The following is a 15,855-nucleotide window of genomic DNA, read 5'->3' on the forward strand; positions in this document are numbered from 1 at the left end:
GAGGTGCGCATATGTCACGTCCTACACCGCTCCGAGAGGTCCACGAGAGCCTCGGCGCGACATTGACCGATTTCGCCGGGTGGCTGATGCCGCTCCGCTACGGCAGCGAGTCCGCCGAGCACAACGCCGTGCGCCAGGCGGCCGGGCTGTTCGATCTCTCCCACATGGGCGAGATCTTCGTGACCGGACCGCAGGCGGGCCAGGCGCTCGACTACGCACTGGTGGGGCACCTGTCGGCGCTCGCGCCCGGCCGGGCCCGCTACACCATGATCGTGAACGAGCGTGGCGGGGTGCTGGACGACCTGATCGTCTACCGGCTCGGGGACGAGGAGTTCGGCGATGAAGAGTTCATGGTGGTGGCTAACGCCTCCAACTATGAAAAAGTCGGGGAAGAGCTGAAAAATCGCGCCAAGTCGTACAACGCGGTGGTCGAGGATCGCTCGGAGCAGTACGCGCTGATCGCCGTGCAGGGGCCGCGCGCCCAGGAGATCCTCGCCACGCTCACCGATGCCGACCTCGCCGGGCTCAAGTACTACGCGGGCCTGCCCGGTCTGGTCGACGGGCGGCAGGCGCTCATCGCGCGCACCGGCTACACCGGTGAGGACGGGTTCGAGCTGTTCGTGGCCAACCAGGACGCCGTGCCGCTCTGGCACGCGCTGAGCGAGGCCGGCCGGCCGTACGGACTGCGGGCGGCGGGTCTGTCCAGCCGTGACACGCTCAGGCTCGAAGCGGGCATGCCGCTGTACGGCAACGAGCTCGGCGTCGAGCTGACCCCGTTCGACGCGGGGCTGGGCAGAGTGGTGAAATTCGACAAGCCGGGCGACTTCGTCGGCAGGTCAGCGCTGGAGGCGGTCAAGGACACGCCGCCGCGGCGCCGGCTCGTCGGACTGGTCGCGCGGGGTCGCCGGGTGCCGCGCCACGGATACCCGGTGACCAAGGACGGCGCCGTCGTCGGCGAGGTCACCAGCGGGGCACCCTCCCAGACCCTGGGTAAGCCCATCGCCATGGCCTACGTCGACAATGGGGCCGACGCAGGTCTGGCCGTGGACATCCGGGGCAGCCATGAACCTATGGACCTCATTGAGCTGCCCTTTTACAGGAGGAACAAGTGAGCAACATCCCAGACGAGCTGAGCTACACCAAGGAGCACGAGTGGGTGGCCGGGCTCGACGACGGCATCACCGTGACCATCGGCATCACGGCCTACGCGGCCGAGGCGCTGGGTGACGTCGTCTTCGTGCAGCTTCCGGAGGTCGGCTCGACCGTCGAGGCGGGCGACTCCGTGGGTGAGGTCGAGTCGACCAAGTCGGTGAGCGAGATCTACACCCCCGTCGGCGGCGAGATCGTCGAGGTCAACCAGGCCGTCGTGGACGATCCGTCGCTGGCCAACAGCGACTCCTACGGCGACGGCTGGATGTTCCGCGTGCGCGTGGAAGGCGACCCCGAGGACCTGCTCACCGCCGAGGAGTATTCGGCGCTCACCTCAGGCGAGTCCTGACCCACCCGCCGGGGTCCTGCCGGACCCCGGCCCTTCTGAAGGGCGCCCATCAATGGCGATCAGCGTCTTCGACCTGTTCAAGATCGGCATCGGCCCGTCGAGCTCGCACACCGGCGGTCCCATGGCCGCCGCGCACCGGTTCGCCCGCGGCCTGCACGACGACGACCTGCTCGCGCGTACGGCCCGCGTCGAGGCGATCCTGTACGGCTCGCTCGGCCTGACCGGCAAGGGCCACGGCAGCGACAAGGCCGTCCTGCTGGGGCTGTCGGGCGAGAAGCCCGAACTCGTCGACGTGGACTCCATCGACGCGCGCCTGGCCGCGATGCGCGAGTCCGGCACGGTCCGGCTCTACGGCACGCACGAGATCCCCTTCGTCGTGGGCGAGGACCTCGTCTTCGAGCGCAAGATCTCCCTGCCCGAGCACCCCAACGGCATGCGCTTCACCGCCTTCACCGAATCCGGCGAGAAACTGCGCGAGAAGGTCTACTTCTCGGTCGGCGGCGGCTTCGTGGTGGACGAGCAGGCCACCGGCGCCGACCGCATCAAGCCCGACGACACCGTGCTGCCCTACCCCTTCACGACCGGGGACGAGCTGCTCAAGCACTGCTCCAACACGGGCCTGTCCATCTCCGCGCTGATGCTGGAGAACGAGCAGGCGTTCGGCCGCTCCGCCGCCGAGATCCGCGCGCGGATCCTGCACCTGTGGCAGGTCATGTGCGAATGCGTCGAACGCGGCATCGCCAAGGAGGGCGTGCTGCCGGGCGGCCTCAAGGTCAAGCGCCGCGCGAACCGCCTCCACCGCCGCCTGCAGACCGAGTCGCCGAAGACCGACCCGCTGCACGCCATGGACTGGGTGTCGCTGTTCGCGCTGGCGGTCAACGAGGAGAACGCCGCGGGCGGCCGCATCGTCACCGCCCCCACGAACGGCGCCGCGGGCATCATCCCCGCCGTTCTGACCTACTACTCCCGCTTCATCCCGCACGCCGACGACGACGGCATCGTCCGCTTCTTCCTGACCGCGGCGGCGATCGGCGTCCTGTTCAAGGAGAACGCCTCGATCTCGGGCGCCGAGGTCGGCTGCCAGGGCGAGGTCGGCTCGGCCTGCTCCATGGCCGCCGCGGGCCTCACGGAGGTCCTGGGCGGCACGCCCGAGCAGGTGGAGAACGCGGCGGAGATCGGGATCGAGCACAACCTGGGCCTGACCTGCGACCCGATCGGCGGTCTGGTCCAGATCCCGTGCATCGAGCGCAACGCCGTGGCCTCCATCAAGGCCATCGCCGCGGCCCGCATCGCTCTGCGCGGCGACGGCCAGCACTTCGTCGCCCTGGACCGGGCCATCAAGACGATGCGTGACACGGGACGGGACATGCTGGACAAGTACAAGGAGACCTCACGCGGCGGCCTCGCGGTCAACGTCATCGAGTGCTGACCCGGAGCGCGCTCGCGTGCTCTCGTTCGAGAGTGCTCGCGTTCAAAGCGGGTTTGCGTTCAAAGCGGGTTTGCGTTCAAAGCGGGTTTGCGTTCGAGCGCGCTCAAAGCCATAACGTCGCCGACATGACGACACAGACACAGACCTGGATCATCACCGGCGCGTCCCGCGGACTCGGGCGCGCACTCGCGGAGGCGGCGCTCGCGGCGGGCGACCACGTGGTGGCGGCGGTACGCCGGCCCGAGAGCGTGGCCGACCTGAAGGCCGCGTACCCGGACGCCTGCCTGATCGCGACGTTCGACGTCCAGGACACCACCGCCGCCGCGGACCTCGTACAGAAGACCCTCGACCACTTCGGGCAGCTCGACGTGCTCGTCAACAACGCGGGCCGGGGCATGGTCGGCGCGGTCGAGGAGATCGGTGACGCGCAGCTGCGTGAGCTGATGGACCTGCACCTGTTCGGCCCGGCCGCGCTCGTCCGCGCGGCGCTGCCCGCGATGCACGCGCGGGGCACCGGCACGATCGTGCAGATGAGCAGCCAGGGTGGGCGGATGTCCTTCCCCGGCGTATCGGCGTACTCCGCGTCGAAGTTCGCCCTCGAAGGCTGGTCCGAGGCCCTGGCCGGGGAGGTCGCGCCGCTCGGGATCCGCGTGATGATCGTCGAGCCCAGCCGGTTCAGGACCGGCTTCCACGCCGGCGACGTGCTGGAGTTCGTCGAGGAGTCCGAGACCTACCGGGATCTGCTCGCCAACGTCCGGGCGGACATGGCCGGGGCCGACGGCCTCCAGGAAGGCGACCCGGCGCGGGCGGCCGAGATCATCGTGTCCCTCGCGCACAGTGACGAGGTGCCGCTGCGGCTGCCGCTCGGGCGGGAGGCGGTCGAGCGCATCTCGGGCGCGTACCGGCGCGGCCTGGACGAGGTCGAGCGGTGGGCGGAGACTTCCCGCAGCGCCGACTTCGAGGGCGTCCCAGCCTCGGTACGACCGATTTAAGCTGGTAGTCATGGCCACGGACGAACTGATGACCAGGGCACTCGAAACGCTCGGGGACGACGGCCCGCTGTCGGTCGAGGCGATCCACCGCCTCACCGATCTGGCCGACGTACCCGAGTCGATGACGATCGCCGAGCTCGCCGACCTGCTCGACATCTCGCCGCACACGCTGCGCTACTACGAGCGGGCCGGGCTGGTCGAGGTGGCCCGCGACGGCAACGGTCATCGCGTCTACGACGCCCAGGCGGTGCGGCGCCTGGTGTTCCTCACCCGGATGCGGCTGTCCGGCATGCCGATGCGCGACCTGCAGCACTACATCTCGCTCGTCGACGCCGGGCAGCACACCACACCCGAGCGGCTCGACCTGCTGATCGAGCATCGCGACACCATCCGCCGCCGGATCCGTGAGCTGACCCTCTCCCTCACGGCGGTCGAGTACAAGATCGCCACGTATGGAGGCTCGACCGGGCCGGACGTCCACACCCTCGACTCCATCGCCGGCGCGGACCGCACCGCGCTGCCGCAGGAGCCGCCGCGACGGTCACTACCGGCGGACTGAGCGACACCAGCGGGCCGAGCGACACCGGCGCTCGCCCGCGGCTTTACGCCGGCAGCGCGCGCACGCAGCGCCCTCAGCGGCGGACGTGGACCCGGACCACGGTGCCGACCTCGTCGTCGCGGACCTCTCGGCGGATCCGGCTGACGATCTCCCGGTCCAGTTTGTGGACCACCGCGCCGACGTCGGCCGAGGCGGGGCAGCAGAGGGAGATGCGCAGGCGGGCGGCGTCCCCGACCACGCGGGCGCTGACCCCGGTGAGACCCTCCACGTCCTTCAGCCCGATGCATAGCATGGCCGTGCCCGTACCGCTACGGGTGCCGCGGCGGCCCCACCCGAGGCAGAGCAGCAGCCAGCGGAACGTCACCAACGCCAGCACCAGCATGACCAGCGCCACCAGCCACAAGGCCCAGGTCTGGTCGGCGATCGTCTGGGCGGTCTGGTCCGGCAGCACCTTGGCGCGCGGTGACATGCCCGGCAGCTTGTCCTTACCGCGCAGCCAGGCGTAGCCGCCCAGGAGCAGCAGCAACCCGCCGACCACGGCCAGGCCGATCCGGTTGCCCGCGTACTGCCGCATCACAGCCCCCTCCGGTCGCCCACGTACCGCTGCCGCATCACAGCCCTCTCCGGCGCAGTCGTACGACGACCTCGCCCGCCGCCAGGGTGCCCACGCCCGCCAATCGGTCACCGACCGCGGTGCCGACCTGCTTCAGCATCGAACCGGAGCTCTCCGGGCCGGTGATGACCACGACCTCGATCGTCCGCCTGCGCAGCCGTACCCGCGCTCGTTGCACGCCGTCGACCTCCTGGGCGACGGCCCGCAGCGTACGGCGGAGGCCGGCCCGGGTGATGCCGATGACGATCAGCGGGTCGGACGTCTCGACCGGCACGAGCCTGCACCGGCCGGGTACGGCGGCCAGCAGCAACATCACGACCCCCACGGCCATGGCCACCAGGGCAGGCAGGGACAGCTGCCCCCAGGCGCGATGGGCCGCCAGATCGAGGAGGTCGGACACCGGCAGCCAGCCGAGCGGCCGGCCCAGCAGGGCGGAGACCACCTCGGCGGCGGCGAGCGACAGCCCGGCGGTCAGCGTGAGTGCCACGACGGTCCCGGCGGGCGTACGCGCCGGTCTGAGCACCCGGCCCGACCTGCGCAGCGGGCTCTCCTGCGCGACGATCCCGGCGCCGGACAGTATCTGCTGGAGGGTGGTCACAACGCCACAGGTACACGGATCGGGCACGGCCCGGACCATGCCCTCGCCGCCGGTTTGCAGGATCATTACGAGGGCCGCGATTAAGATGAACTGCCCTCATATTAATTCGCCCGATATGTCGTTAAGCTGCCTTTATGAACGATCTCCGCCGCTATGACAGCGCTACCAGAGCACTCGAGCCGCCGTTGGCGATCCTCGATCTCGCGGCCATGCGCGCCAACGCGGCCGATCTCGTACGGCGGGCGGCCGGCAAGCCCATCCGGGTGGCGAGCAAGTCGATCCGCTGCCGCTCGGTCATGGAACGCATCCTGGCCATGGACGGCTTCCAGGGCATCATGGCCTTCACGCTGCCCGAGGCGCTCTGGCTGGTCGAGCGGGGGTTCACCGACGTACTCGTGGCCTACCCGACGGCCGACAGGCAGGCGCTCGCGACGCTGGCCGGCGACGCGCGGGCGGCCGGTGAGATCACGCTGACCATCGACGCCGCCGAGCATCTCGACTATGTCGACGACGCGGTGGCGGCGGTCCGTTCACGGGCGGAGATCCGGTTATCGATGGACCTCGACGCGGGATATGTCGCTCTGGGCGGCAGATTCCGGGCGGGGACCCTGCGCTCCACGATCCGCGAGCCCGAGCAGGCCGCCGACCTGGCCGGCGAGATCGCCAAGCGGCCCGGCTTCCGCCTGGCGGGTCTGATGGCGTACGAGGGGCAGATCGCGGGGGTCGGCGATGACCAGCCGGGCAACGCCGCGTATGTCCGGGCCATCCGGATCATGCAGAGCCTGTCGGCCCGCGAGCTGGTCCTGCGCCGCGGCCGCCTCGTGAACGCCGTCCGGCAGGTCTGCGACCTGGAGTTCGTCAACGGCGGCGGCACCGGCTCCGTCGAGCGGACCGTGCGGGAGAAGGCGATCACCGAGGTGGCGGCGGGCTCCGGGTTCTTCCATCCGCGGCTCTTCGACTTCTACCGCGCCTTCACCGGCCGGCCCGCCGCGCTGTTCGCGCTCCCGGTCGTGCGGCGGCCGGGGCCGGACGCGGTGACGGTGCTCGGGGGCGGCTACCTGGCCTCCGGGCGGCCGGGGACGAGCCTGCTGCCGCAGCCGTACCTGCCCGCCGGGCTCCGTTACACGCGGGACGAGGGCGCGGGCGAGGTGCAGACGCCGCTGCTCGGTCAGGCGGCCCGGGATCTGCGGGTGGGCGACCGGGTCTGGTTCAGGCACGCCAAGGCGGGCGAGATGTGCGAGCGCTTCAGTGAGCTGCACCTTGTCGATGGAGAGACCGTTGTGGAGACCGCCCCGACGTACCGGGGGGAGGGGCGGACGTTCCTCTGAATTCCCGGGAGGTTCGTTACACGACCGTCTCGATCCCTGTGACCGGTCCGTCGTGGCTGAGGTCCTTCGGGACGGAAACCCCCTCCGGAGGAGCGAAAGAAGATGGTCCGTCGTAGCTGGCGTCCCTAGGAAAGGACCCCTCCAGGGTTAGAAGCGGCGGCGACGGCGGCGCCAGAGGGTGATGGCCGCGCCGACCACCAGCACAACCCCCACGCCGATCAGCACCGGCGCCAGGCTGGGTCGCTCCTCGGCCCACAGCTGGTCGGGGTCCTCGGCGTACTCGACGGGACGCTGCGTCACCCCGAGCGCGTCGCCGACCGAGGTCACCAGGTTGCTCGCCCGCGTCTTCACGTCGGCCACCGTGCGCTCGGCGACCCGCTTGGGGCTCACCCGGTCGGCGATGGCGTCGACCGTGTCCGCCAACTCCGCGCGCGTCCGCGCGATCCGCCGCTCCAGCTCGTCGGGATCGGTGTCAGCCATGGCTCTCCTTTCGGCCGCGCTCCGTGCGAGCTCCGCCCGGTGATCGATGAAGCGCTCTTCGCTGATCAGTCTGTCAGGTCGGCGACCCGCCCGGCACTCCGGGCAGGCCGGTAGGTTTTGCACGACGAACTCTGGAGGTCCCCATGACCGAAACCAAGCTCGCGCCCGGCGACGCCGCGCCCGAGTTCACGCTTCCCGCCGCCGACGGCGAGACCGTCTCCCTTGAGACCTACCGCGGCCGGCGGGTGATCCTCTATTTCTACCCCGCCGCGATGACGCCGGGCTGCACCAAGCAGGCGTGCGACTTCCGTGACAACCTCGGCCAGCTGACCGCCGAGGGTTTCGTGGTGCTCGGCGTGTCGAAGGACAAGCCGGCCAAACTGGTCAAGTTCGCCGAGCGTGACTCGCTCACCTTCCCGCTCCTGTCGGACCCCGAGCTCGACGTGCACAAGGCGTACGGGGCTTACGGCACCAAGAAGCTGTACGGCAAGGAGGTCGTCGGCGTGATCCGCTCGACCTTCGTCATCGACGCCGACGGCAAGATCGAGCAGGCCCTCTACAACGTGAAGGCGACCGGTCACGTGGCGAGCCTGAAGAAGAAGCTCGGCCTGGCTTGAAAGGCCAAGGGCCCGTCCGGTCATGCGACGGGCCCCCAGCGCACTGCCGGGACGCTAAACTCGGCTCAGGCCCGCTCTGGCAGGGGCTGCGCGGGCGTGGCGAAATGGCATACGCGGCAGGTTTAGGTCCTGTTGGTGGCGACACTGTGGGGGTTCGAGTCCCCCCGCCCGCACCTCGACCAACTCAGCGGGGCGCCGGCCTCAAGTGCCGCCTGATGCCGGGCGGGCTTGCGGTCGCACTCCGCGATTGCGGCACCGGCGCCGGCGAGCAGCCCCTCACTCCTCGGTTGTGGGTGGGCAGCAGCCGTCGGTGCAGCCACTGGTCGCGCCGGCACCGGCCTCGCCGGCACCAATCGCGATGGGCAGGAGTGTCCGCCCGGCAGGGACGTACGGCGCGCCGGCCGGTTGCAGAACCGTGCGCGGTGTCGGTTGCGGGGCTGTGCGCGCGGTGTGGGCGCGGGCGGCGGTGCGCAGCGCGGTGTGGTGGGGCAGGCGGGTTCTGCGGCCGGCGCGGATGCCGTTGGCGATGACGATGACCTCGGCCAGTTCGTGGGTGGCGACCACGGTGGCCAGGCCGAGCACGCCGGCAGCGGCCAGCGGCACGAGGGCGACCAGGATGGCGCCGGACATGAGCAGGTTCTGGGTGAAGATGGCGCGGGCGGCGCGGGTGTGGGCGATGGCGTCGGGCAGGCGGCGCAGGTCCTCGCCCATGAGGGCGATGTCGGCGGCCTCGATGGCGACGTCGCTGCCCATGGCGCCCATCGCGATGCCGGCCTCGGCGGTGGCCAGGGCGGGAGCGTCGTTGATGCCGTCGCCGACCATGGCCACCGGTCCCCGGGCCTTCAGTTCGGTGACGATGGCGGCCTTGTCGGTGGGCAGGAGTTCGGCGCGGACGTCGGTGATGCCCGCCTGGGCGCCGATCGCGGCGGCGGTGCGGGCGTTGTCGCCGGTGAGCATGACGACCTCGACGCCTTGGCGCTTGAGCTGGGCGACGGCCTCGGCGGCCTCGGGGCGGATCTCGTCCCGGACGGCGACGGCACCGAGCAGGGTGCCGTCGTGTTCGACCAGGACGACGGTGGCTCCGGCGTCCTGCAGCCTCGTCACCTCCTCGGCGAGGGGGCCGGCGTCGATGAAGCCGGGCTTGCCGAGGCGGGCGGGACTCCCACCGACGGTGCCGCGCACTCCGTTGCCGGGAACGGCCTCCACTTCACCGGCTGCTTCGGGGGTCGGCCAGGCGGCCAGGATGGCGGCGGCGAGTGGGTGCTCGCTGCGGGATTCCAGCGCGGCGGCCACGGCCAGGACCTGGTCGCGGTCGCCGCCCGGTGCGGCGACGACGTCGATCACGGCGGGCTCGTTGCGGGTCAGGGTGCCGGTCTTGTCCAGCGCGACGATCTTGACCTTGCCCAGTGCCTCGACGGCCGCGCCGCCCTTGATCAGCACGCCCGCCTTGGAGGCGGCACCGATGGCGGCGACCACGGCGACGGGCACGGACAGAGCGAACGCGCACGGCGCGGCGGCGACCAGCACCACCAGAGCACGCTCGATCCACACATCGGAGTCGCCCAGCAGGCTGCCCCCGATGGCGATCAGTGCTGCCAACACGAGAACGCCGGGCACCAGCGGGCGGGCGAAACGTTCGGCCAGGCGCTGGCTGGACCCCTTGCGTTCCTGGGCCTCGTGCACGATGTGGACCAGGCGGGCCAGCGAGTTGTCCCGCGCGGTGGCGGTGACGGTGACCTCCAGCGCCCCGGCCCCGTTGACCGTCCCGGCGAAGACCTCCGCGCCGGGGCCGACCTCGACCGGCACTGATTCGCCGGTGACGACCGAGGTGTCCAGCGCGCTGCGGCCGGAGGTGACCACACCGTCAGTGGCGATCCTCTCGCCAGGCCGTACCAGCAGCACGTCGCCCAGGCGCAGGTCGGCGGGCGCGACCTCGTGTTCGGCGCCGTCGCGCAGCACGCGCGCGGTGGGCGGCACCAAGTCCAGCAGGGCGCGCAGGCCGTGCTGGGTGCGGGCCACGGCGTAGCCTTCCAGCCCTTCGGCGATGGAGAACAAGAAGGCAAGCGTGGCGGCCTCGCCGTACTCACCGAGGGCCACCGCGCCGACGGCGGCGATGGTCATCAGCAGCCCGACCCCGAGTCGTCCTCGCATCAGGGCGCGCAGGGCGCCAGGGACGAAGGTGGCCGCGCCGACCACCAGCGCCGCCAGTTGCAGCGCCGTCCCCAAGATGCCGGGTGTCGGCAGGGAGACCAGCAACAGCGCCCCAGAGGCCGCGGCGGCCTGCAGTTCCCGCACCTGCCAGATCGCGGCAGGAGGGGCCGTCTGGGCCTCCGGCGCGGCAGTCGGCGCTCCAGGAGCGCAGCAGGCGTCAGACATGGTCCGCCTCTTCCTGGGTGTCCTGCGTCGTAGAGGCGTAGTCGCCGGGCGTGCACGCCTCGTCGGCGGGGGTGCCCTCGCCCTGATCGACGAGGAGCACCAGGGAGGCCAGCTCGGCCAGCGCGTGCGCGAGCTTGGCGTCGGCCAGTTCGTAGCGCACCCGGCGACCCACCGGCACGGTGCGCACCAGCCCGCAGCCGCGCAGGCAGGCCAGATGGTTGGACACGTTGCCGCGGGTCATGCCCAGCCGCTCGGCCAGATCAGCGGGGTAGGCGGGCTCGTTCAGCAGTTCCAGCAGCAGCCGGCGCCGGTTCTCGTCGGCCAGCGCGGTGCCCACACGAGCCAGCGCCTCGGCGCTCACGGCCACCGCGAAGGCATGGGGGTTGGTCGTCTCCATACCAACGACAGTACAGTCAATCCTGAATCAAGCCAAGAATTGATTCAGGATCGACTGTACTGAAATTAGATGAGAGTGCTCCAGTAGAACCAGAACTGGATGCCGATCGCGGTGATGACGGCCAGGAACCAGAGGGTCAGCGGCACGGTGTGGTAGCCGATGGCGGCCTGGGCCGCGCGTAGCCGACGCAGGTTGTACAGGGTGACGTACCAGAACAGCGGGACGGTGACCGCCCAGACGGCCATGCAGTACGGGCACAGAGCGCCGATGACGTACAGGCTCTGGTAGATCAGCCAGTGTACGAACACCGCGCCGAAGGTGACCCCGACCTGCAGCCCCAGCCAGAACCACCGGGGCAGGCCCGCACCCGTCAGCAGTACGACGCCGACCGTGGTCACGATGGCGAAGCCGACCACGCCCAGCAGCGGGTTGGGGAAGCCGAAGGCCTCGGCCTGCGGGGTGTTCATCACCGATCCGCAGGACAGGACCGGGTTGAGGCTGCAACTCGGCACGTACGCGGGGTTCTTCAGCAGGGCGATCTTCTCGACCGACAGTGTGAACGCCGCCGCCAGGCCGACCAGCCCGCCGAGCGTCAGCAGCCAGGGCAGCAGCCGTGGGAACGGCGCCCTCTCCCCTGCCGGCGCGGCGCTCACCACCTGCGACAAGGGCTCAGCTTGCGAGTGCCGCATCGATGGCCGCCTTGAAGTCGTCAGCAGAACGTGGCTCGATCTTCTTGCCGTTGAGGAAGAAGGTCGGAGTCCCCTGCACACCGAGCGCCTGGCCGTCGGCGGCGTCCTTCTTGACTCGCGCCAAGGTGGCGGCGTCGTTGTAGGCCTTCTCCCATGCGGCCATATCCAGGCCGAGCTTCTTGGCCATCGCGCGGAAGAAGTCATCGGCGGCCACCTGCTTTTCGGCCCACTGCTTCTGGGTCTCGTACATCTGCTGGTACATCGCTTCGAACTTGCCCTGCTGGGCGGCGGCCTCGACCGCACGCGCCGCACGTTCCGCGTTGAAATGACTGGAGATGGGGAAATACCGGGCGACGAACGTCACCTTGCCCTTGTAGACCTTGCGCAGCTCCTCCACGGTGGGGAAGTACGCGCCGCAGGCCTCGCACTCGAAGTCGAGGAACTCCACCAGCGTCACCTTGCCGTCAGGCGCGCTCTGCAGGCGATGGCTGTCAGCACGCACCCACCGCGTCTCCCCCGCGGCCAGACCATCATTACCGGCGCCCTTCCCGCCGGAGACGAACCCGCTGATGACCAGCACCATGGCGACCACCACCGCGAACGCACCGACCACCGACACCGAGACGGTGACGTTTCTCTTGCGCGCGGATCGCTGCCGGTCTTCGGTCCGCATCGCCTCGATCTTGGCCCGCCGGTCAGCGGCCTTGTCCCGCTCCTGAGACACCTGCACCCCTCATCACATCAGCGACAGCTGAGCAGCTGTCGCGGGAGCCGGCACCTCCCGGATACCCCAAGCGACTGACCAGGGCGGATATGGGCCGGCATCAACGCACGATGCTCAGCCGAACGATCGCCGAGCCTTTCTTCTACGTATTGTAGAAGATAGCGGCAGCGCCCGTCGCAAGTGGTCCGTCCCAGTCGATCAGCCGCCCGCCTGGCGGGAGGTCGCGTCGCGCCCGCTCGTGCTGGAAGGCGACGATCTCGGCGGCCGGTGTGAGCGATTCGAGGAAATCATGGGCGGACAGCGCCGAGGAGGCGGGTGCGCCAGTAGTCGTCGAGGTCGACCACCTTGACGACATCGCCGGTCTGTGGGGCGTGGACCATTTTCCCGTTGCCCGCGTACATGCCCATGTGCCCCAGTCCTTTGCTGAAGAGCAGGTCTCCGGGCTGTAGTTCGTCCAGTGATACGCGGCGGTTGGCGCCCCAGCTCCACTGGGTGTAGGTCGTGCGAGTCAGCTCGACTCCCGCGGCCCGCCAGGCAGCCTGGGTGAGGCCGGAGCAGTCGTAGGAACCGGGGCCCGTGGCGCCGTACCGGTACGGCTTGCCGACCTGGGCAAACGCGAACTGCAACGCGACGCGAGCGTTGCCGGAGGCCGGCCCGGTGTACTTGATGCCGGTGCTGTTGGGGTCGCCGGACTGGAAGGCGCCCAGCCTGCGGAGGATCTTGGTCTGTTCGGCGACCAGCTTCTCGACCTCCGTCTTCTCCCCGCGCACCTTGTCGCGTGCGTCGTCGGCCTCGGCCAGGACGGTCTTGGCGTCATCGCGCCGATCGCGCAGATCCTTGGTTGTCGCCTCGTAGGCGCGGAGTTTCGCCACCCTGGTCTGCGCCATCTGGTCGAGCGAGGCCATGCCGCTCAGCGTCGCCTCAGGGGTGCCCTCGACGGCGAACCTCTGCCAGCCCGCGAACTCGCCGAACTGGTAGTTGCTCACCGCGACCGCGACGAGATCCCTCCGCAAGGCGTCGGCTTGGACGCCCTTACGGCCGACCTCGGCATTGAGGGCGTCGTACTTCTTCTTGGCCTTGGCGTAGGTCTCGGTGGCCTGGTTGTACCGCTCGACCACCTTGTCGGCTCGCTCGTTGAGCTTCACCAGCTTGGCCTTTGCCTTGGCCCTGGCCCGCGGACTGGTGGACGGTGGCTCGGCGGCGGCGCCACCTGGGGTGGCGGCCAACACGCCAAGCGCCAGCGCCAACGCCACTGCCATCCGTCCAAGCCTTGTCGGCACGGCCACTACGACGCCTCCTCGTAACTATCCAATCTGGGGCGTAAGAGTACAGAAGTGAACGGAGTGGTGACCCCTTGCCGCCCAATGTGGCGGACGGGAGTCGGTGCACGGCCTGTCCGACGCGCTTGACTCGCCGGCTACCGCCTTGATCGGTTTCGGGTTCGACGAGACGAGTCGCCTTGGAACAGCCCACCGACCAGAGCGCCCGACCTCGTCGATATGGTGGAACTTCTACCGATCGTAGAACAAGGAGATTCTCCTCCCGTGCGCGCGACGACTGCCTCCTTCTCCCTGCTGGCCCTGCTGGCTGCGGGTTACGCGGGCGACAACCAGAGTGGCCAGCCCCAGGCCGGCGACACCCGTTTCATCGCCGGCGACGGGAAAATACAGATCTTCGGCGCCACTGACCGCAAGCCGGCACCCGCTGTCGAAGGCCCGGCGCTCGACGGCGGCACCGCCTCACTCGCCGCTCACAAGGGCAAGGTCGTGGTGCTCAACTTCTGGGCGTCGTGGTGCGGCCCGTCCCGGGCGGAGGCGCCGGTGCTGAAGGAGGCCGCCGCCAAGGTCCGCGATGAGTGAGTCCACGCCGCGGTTCGGTCCGATGGCCTGGCTGCGGTGGGGCTGGCGCAACCTCACCTCGATGAAAACGGCGCTGATCCTGCTGTTCTTGTTCGCGCTGGCGTCGATTCCCGGCTCGCTGGTGCCGCAGCGCGGCGTCGACCCGGACAAGGGGCCGGTATCTACCAGAACGATCCGGCGCTGGGCGAGTGGTACGAACGGTTTCAGCTTTCCTACCTCCTCGGTCATGGCTATGCGCCGATCTTCAAGGTCACCGACGGCAAAGGGCAGGTGGCCTTCGAAGGACCGGTGCCCTGCCTGATCGAGTACCGGCCGACGATGGTGTCCGGTTGCGTGCTCAAGGCGCCGGACGCCCAGCCCGGGCAGCTCGGATTCCTCCTGCGCTTCCTGCCGGCAAGCGCGCCCGCACAGGGCGGCGGGTTCACCTCGGCCCGGGTGACTCCTTCGATTTGCCCGACGAACTCGGCAAGATCGAGTTCATCGAGGTCAAGGAGTGGATGACGCTCCAGATCACCTACGATCCCGGTCGCGTCCCCGCCCTGATCGCCTCGGGGCTGGCCACCGTGGCCATCACGCTGTCGCTGGTCATCCGCCGCCGCCGCGTCTTCGTCCGGAGCAAGGACGGCACCGCGGAGGTCGGCGGTCTCACCCGCACCGAAGGTTCCGCCGCGGGCTTCACCGAGGAGTTCGCCGGCATCGTCAGGGTCCTATCAACTGGAGACAAGAATGCCCGTTGACGCATTCGCCGGGCTGAGCGACCAGCTCATCCTCGGCTCCGTGCTCTTCTATATCGCGTCCATGATCGGCTTCGCGCTCGACCTCGCGTACGGCAAGGCCCAGTCCGGCACACCGGCCAAGGCTCAGCTCAAGCAGCTGGTCGCCGCAGGCGACCGCTCCGGCGCGACCGCCATCGAGACGCCGCCGCCCGTTGCCTCCGCCCCCGAGCCGCCGGCGTGGGCGCTCAGGGCGGGCAGGGTCGCCATCGTGCTCGGCTGGGCCGGCTGCCTGGCCAACCTCGGCGCCATCATCACCCGCGGCTTGGCCGTGGACCGGTGGCCCTGGGGCAACATGTACGAGTTCGTGGTCGCCATCTGCTTCGCCGCCGTGACAGCGTTCCTGACCACACAGCTCCGCGACAACGTGCGCTTCCTCGGCGCGTTCGTCATGGTGACGGCCGTGCTCGGGCTCGGCTTCGCGGTGAAGTTCCTTTACACTGCCGCCGGCCCGGTGATGCCCGCCCTCAACTCCTACTGGATCGCCATCCACGTCTCCGCCGCGATCCTGGCCAGTGGCCTGTTCATCGTGGCCGGCGTCGCCGGCATCCTGTACCTCCTGCGCGGCGACAATCTGTCACGCCTGCCCGCCCGGACGGACCTCGAAAGCGTCGCGCACAAGGCCATCGTCCTGGCCTTTCCGGTGTGGACGTTCGCCGTCATCGCCGGCGCGATGTGGGCCGACAAAGCTTGGGGCCGCTACTGGGGCTGGGACCCCAAGGAGATCTGGGCCTTCATCACGTGGGTGGCCTACGCCGCCTACCTGCACGCCCGCGTCACCGCCGGCTGGCGCGGCAAGGCTGCCACGATCGTGCAGCTGGCCGCCTTCGGCTGCCTGCTGTTCAACCTGATCGGCGTCAACATCTTCCTCGGCGGCCTGCACAGTTACGCCGGCGTCGAGTAGCCGCACCGACCGCATGGGC

The 15,855-nt window shown here is 69.8% G+C and carries 19 protein-coding genes and 1 tRNA gene; 12 read left to right on the top strand and 8 right to left on the bottom strand.

The features are described from left to right. Positions 1–11: 11 nt before the first annotated feature. From gcvT to ACQP2T_RS48220, 5 genes are all read left to right on the top strand, one after another. Positions 12–1,112, top strand: a complete 1,101-nt coding sequence (gene gcvT, locus ACQP2T_RS48200; RefSeq protein WP_433511533.1) for a glycine cleavage system aminomethyltransferase GcvT — start codon at positions 12–14, stop codon at positions 1,110–1,112. Then, entirely contained in the window at positions 1,109–1,498 is a 390-nt protein-coding gene (gene gcvH, locus ACQP2T_RS48205) for a glycine cleavage system protein GcvH (protein ID WP_225290444.1), read from the top strand. Before gcvT ends, gcvH begins: the two co-directional genes overlap by 4 nt. A 52-nt stretch (positions 1,499–1,550) precedes the next feature. After that, the gene (locus ACQP2T_RS48210) at positions 1,551–2,927 is read left to right on the top strand and encodes an L-serine ammonia-lyase (protein ID WP_433511534.1); all 1,377 of its coding nucleotides are present in this window, start codon (positions 1,551–1,553) and stop codon (positions 2,925–2,927) included. A 125-nt stretch (positions 2,928–3,052) separates the two neighbouring features. Further along, positions 3,053–3,919: an SDR family NAD(P)-dependent oxidoreductase gene (locus ACQP2T_RS48215; RefSeq protein ID WP_433511535.1), complete on the top strand. Its 867-nt coding sequence runs from the start codon at positions 3,053–3,055 to the stop codon at positions 3,917–3,919. Between the two features lie 10 nt (positions 3,920–3,929). Next, entirely contained in the window at positions 3,930–4,478 is a 549-nt protein-coding gene (locus ACQP2T_RS48220; protein WP_433511536.1) for a MerR family transcriptional regulator, read from the top strand. A 73-nt stretch (positions 4,479–4,551) separates the two neighbouring features. Here the strand turns inward: ACQP2T_RS48220 and ACQP2T_RS48225 are convergent, their stop codons facing one another. After that, positions 4,552–5,052, bottom strand: coding sequence for a hypothetical protein (locus ACQP2T_RS48225; RefSeq protein WP_433511537.1), 501 nt, complete (start codon positions 5,050–5,052; stop codon positions 4,552–4,554). A 37-nt stretch (positions 5,053–5,089) separates the two neighbouring features. After that, positions 5,090–5,689, bottom strand: a complete 600-nt coding sequence (locus tag ACQP2T_RS48230; protein ID WP_433511538.1) for a DUF6286 domain-containing protein — start codon at positions 5,687–5,689, stop codon at positions 5,090–5,092. Positions 5,690–5,823: 134 nt separating this feature from the next. Between ACQP2T_RS48230 and ACQP2T_RS48235 the strand changes: the two genes are divergently transcribed. Beyond that, the gene (locus tag ACQP2T_RS48235) at positions 5,824–7,017 is read left to right on the top strand and encodes an amino acid deaminase/aldolase (protein WP_433511539.1); all 1,194 of its coding nucleotides are present in this window, start codon (positions 5,824–5,826) and stop codon (positions 7,015–7,017) included. Between the two features lie 147 nt (positions 7,018–7,164). Here the strand turns inward: ACQP2T_RS48235 and ACQP2T_RS48240 are convergent, their stop codons facing one another. Further along, positions 7,165–7,497, bottom strand: a complete 333-nt coding sequence (locus tag ACQP2T_RS48240; RefSeq protein WP_433511540.1) for a DUF3618 domain-containing protein — start codon at positions 7,495–7,497, stop codon at positions 7,165–7,167. 143 nt (positions 7,498–7,640) lie between these two features. On the opposite strand from ACQP2T_RS48240, the gene bcp reads away from it, so the two are divergent. Together bcp and ACQP2T_RS48250 are read left to right on the top strand one after the other, a co-directional pair. Continuing rightward, on the top strand, positions 7,641–8,114 hold the full coding sequence (gene bcp / locus ACQP2T_RS48245; RefSeq protein ID WP_358537333.1) for a thioredoxin-dependent thiol peroxidase: 474 nt from the start codon (positions 7,641–7,643) through the stop codon (positions 8,112–8,114). A gap of 90 nt (positions 8,115–8,204) precedes the next feature. Next, positions 8,205–8,287: transfer RNA gene (locus ACQP2T_RS48250), tRNA-Leu, on the top strand. A 103-nt stretch (positions 8,288–8,390) separates the two neighbouring features. Here ACQP2T_RS48250 and ACQP2T_RS48255 read toward each other — a convergent pair. From ACQP2T_RS48255 to ACQP2T_RS48275, 5 genes are all read right to left on the bottom strand, one after another. Next, the gene (locus ACQP2T_RS48255) at positions 8,391–10,490 is read right to left on the bottom strand and encodes a heavy metal translocating P-type ATPase (RefSeq protein ID WP_433511541.1); all 2,100 of its coding nucleotides are present in this window, start codon (positions 10,488–10,490) and stop codon (positions 8,391–8,393) included. After that, positions 10,483–10,887, bottom strand: coding sequence for a helix-turn-helix domain-containing protein (locus ACQP2T_RS48260; RefSeq protein ID WP_433511542.1), 405 nt, complete (start codon positions 10,885–10,887; stop codon positions 10,483–10,485). The genes ACQP2T_RS48255 and ACQP2T_RS48260 overlap by 8 nt, the downstream gene beginning before the upstream one ends. Positions 10,888–10,952: 65 nt before the next feature. Then, entirely contained in the window at positions 10,953–11,576 is a 624-nt protein-coding gene (locus ACQP2T_RS48265; RefSeq protein ID WP_433511543.1) for a vitamin K epoxide reductase family protein, read from the bottom strand. Further along, complete coding sequence (locus ACQP2T_RS48270; protein ID WP_433511544.1) at positions 11,557–12,300, bottom strand: DsbA family protein; 744 nt, start codon at positions 12,298–12,300, stop codon at positions 11,557–11,559. Before ACQP2T_RS48270 ends, ACQP2T_RS48265 begins: the two co-directional genes overlap by 20 nt. A 287-nt stretch (positions 12,301–12,587) precedes the next feature. Beyond that, a complete protein-coding gene (locus ACQP2T_RS48275) occupies positions 12,588–13,559 on the bottom strand; it encodes an NlpC/P60 family protein (RefSeq protein WP_433511545.1) in 972 nt (323 codons plus the stop codon). Between the two features lie 285 nt (positions 13,560–13,844). Between ACQP2T_RS48275 and ACQP2T_RS48280 the strand changes: the two genes are divergently transcribed. The 4 genes from ACQP2T_RS48280 to ccsB all read left to right on the top strand — a co-directional run bounded on the left by ACQP2T_RS48280 (position 13,845) and on the right by ccsB (position 15,836). Continuing rightward, positions 13,845–14,159, top strand: a complete 315-nt coding sequence (locus ACQP2T_RS48280; protein WP_433511546.1) for a TlpA family protein disulfide reductase — start codon at positions 13,845–13,847, stop codon at positions 14,157–14,159. A gap of 61 nt (positions 14,160–14,220) precedes the next feature. After that, positions 14,221–14,460, top strand: coding sequence for a cytochrome c biogenesis protein ResB (locus tag ACQP2T_RS48285; RefSeq protein WP_433519929.1), 240 nt, complete (start codon positions 14,221–14,223; stop codon positions 14,458–14,460). Between the two features lie 196 nt (positions 14,461–14,656). After that, complete coding sequence (locus ACQP2T_RS48290; protein ID WP_433519930.1) at positions 14,657–14,896, top strand: cytochrome c biogenesis protein ResB; 240 nt, start codon at positions 14,657–14,659, stop codon at positions 14,894–14,896. After that, positions 14,886–15,836, top strand: coding sequence for a c-type cytochrome biogenesis protein CcsB (gene ccsB, locus ACQP2T_RS48295; protein ID WP_433511547.1), 951 nt, complete (start codon positions 14,886–14,888; stop codon positions 15,834–15,836). The genes ACQP2T_RS48290 and ccsB overlap by 11 nt, the downstream gene beginning before the upstream one ends. The last annotated feature ends 19 nt before the right edge of the window (positions 15,837–15,855 follow it).

Source organism: Nonomuraea sp. CA-143628 (assembly GCF_050942315.1).
Classification (GTDB): Bacteria; Actinomycetota; Actinomycetes; order Streptosporangiales; family Streptosporangiaceae; genus Nonomuraea.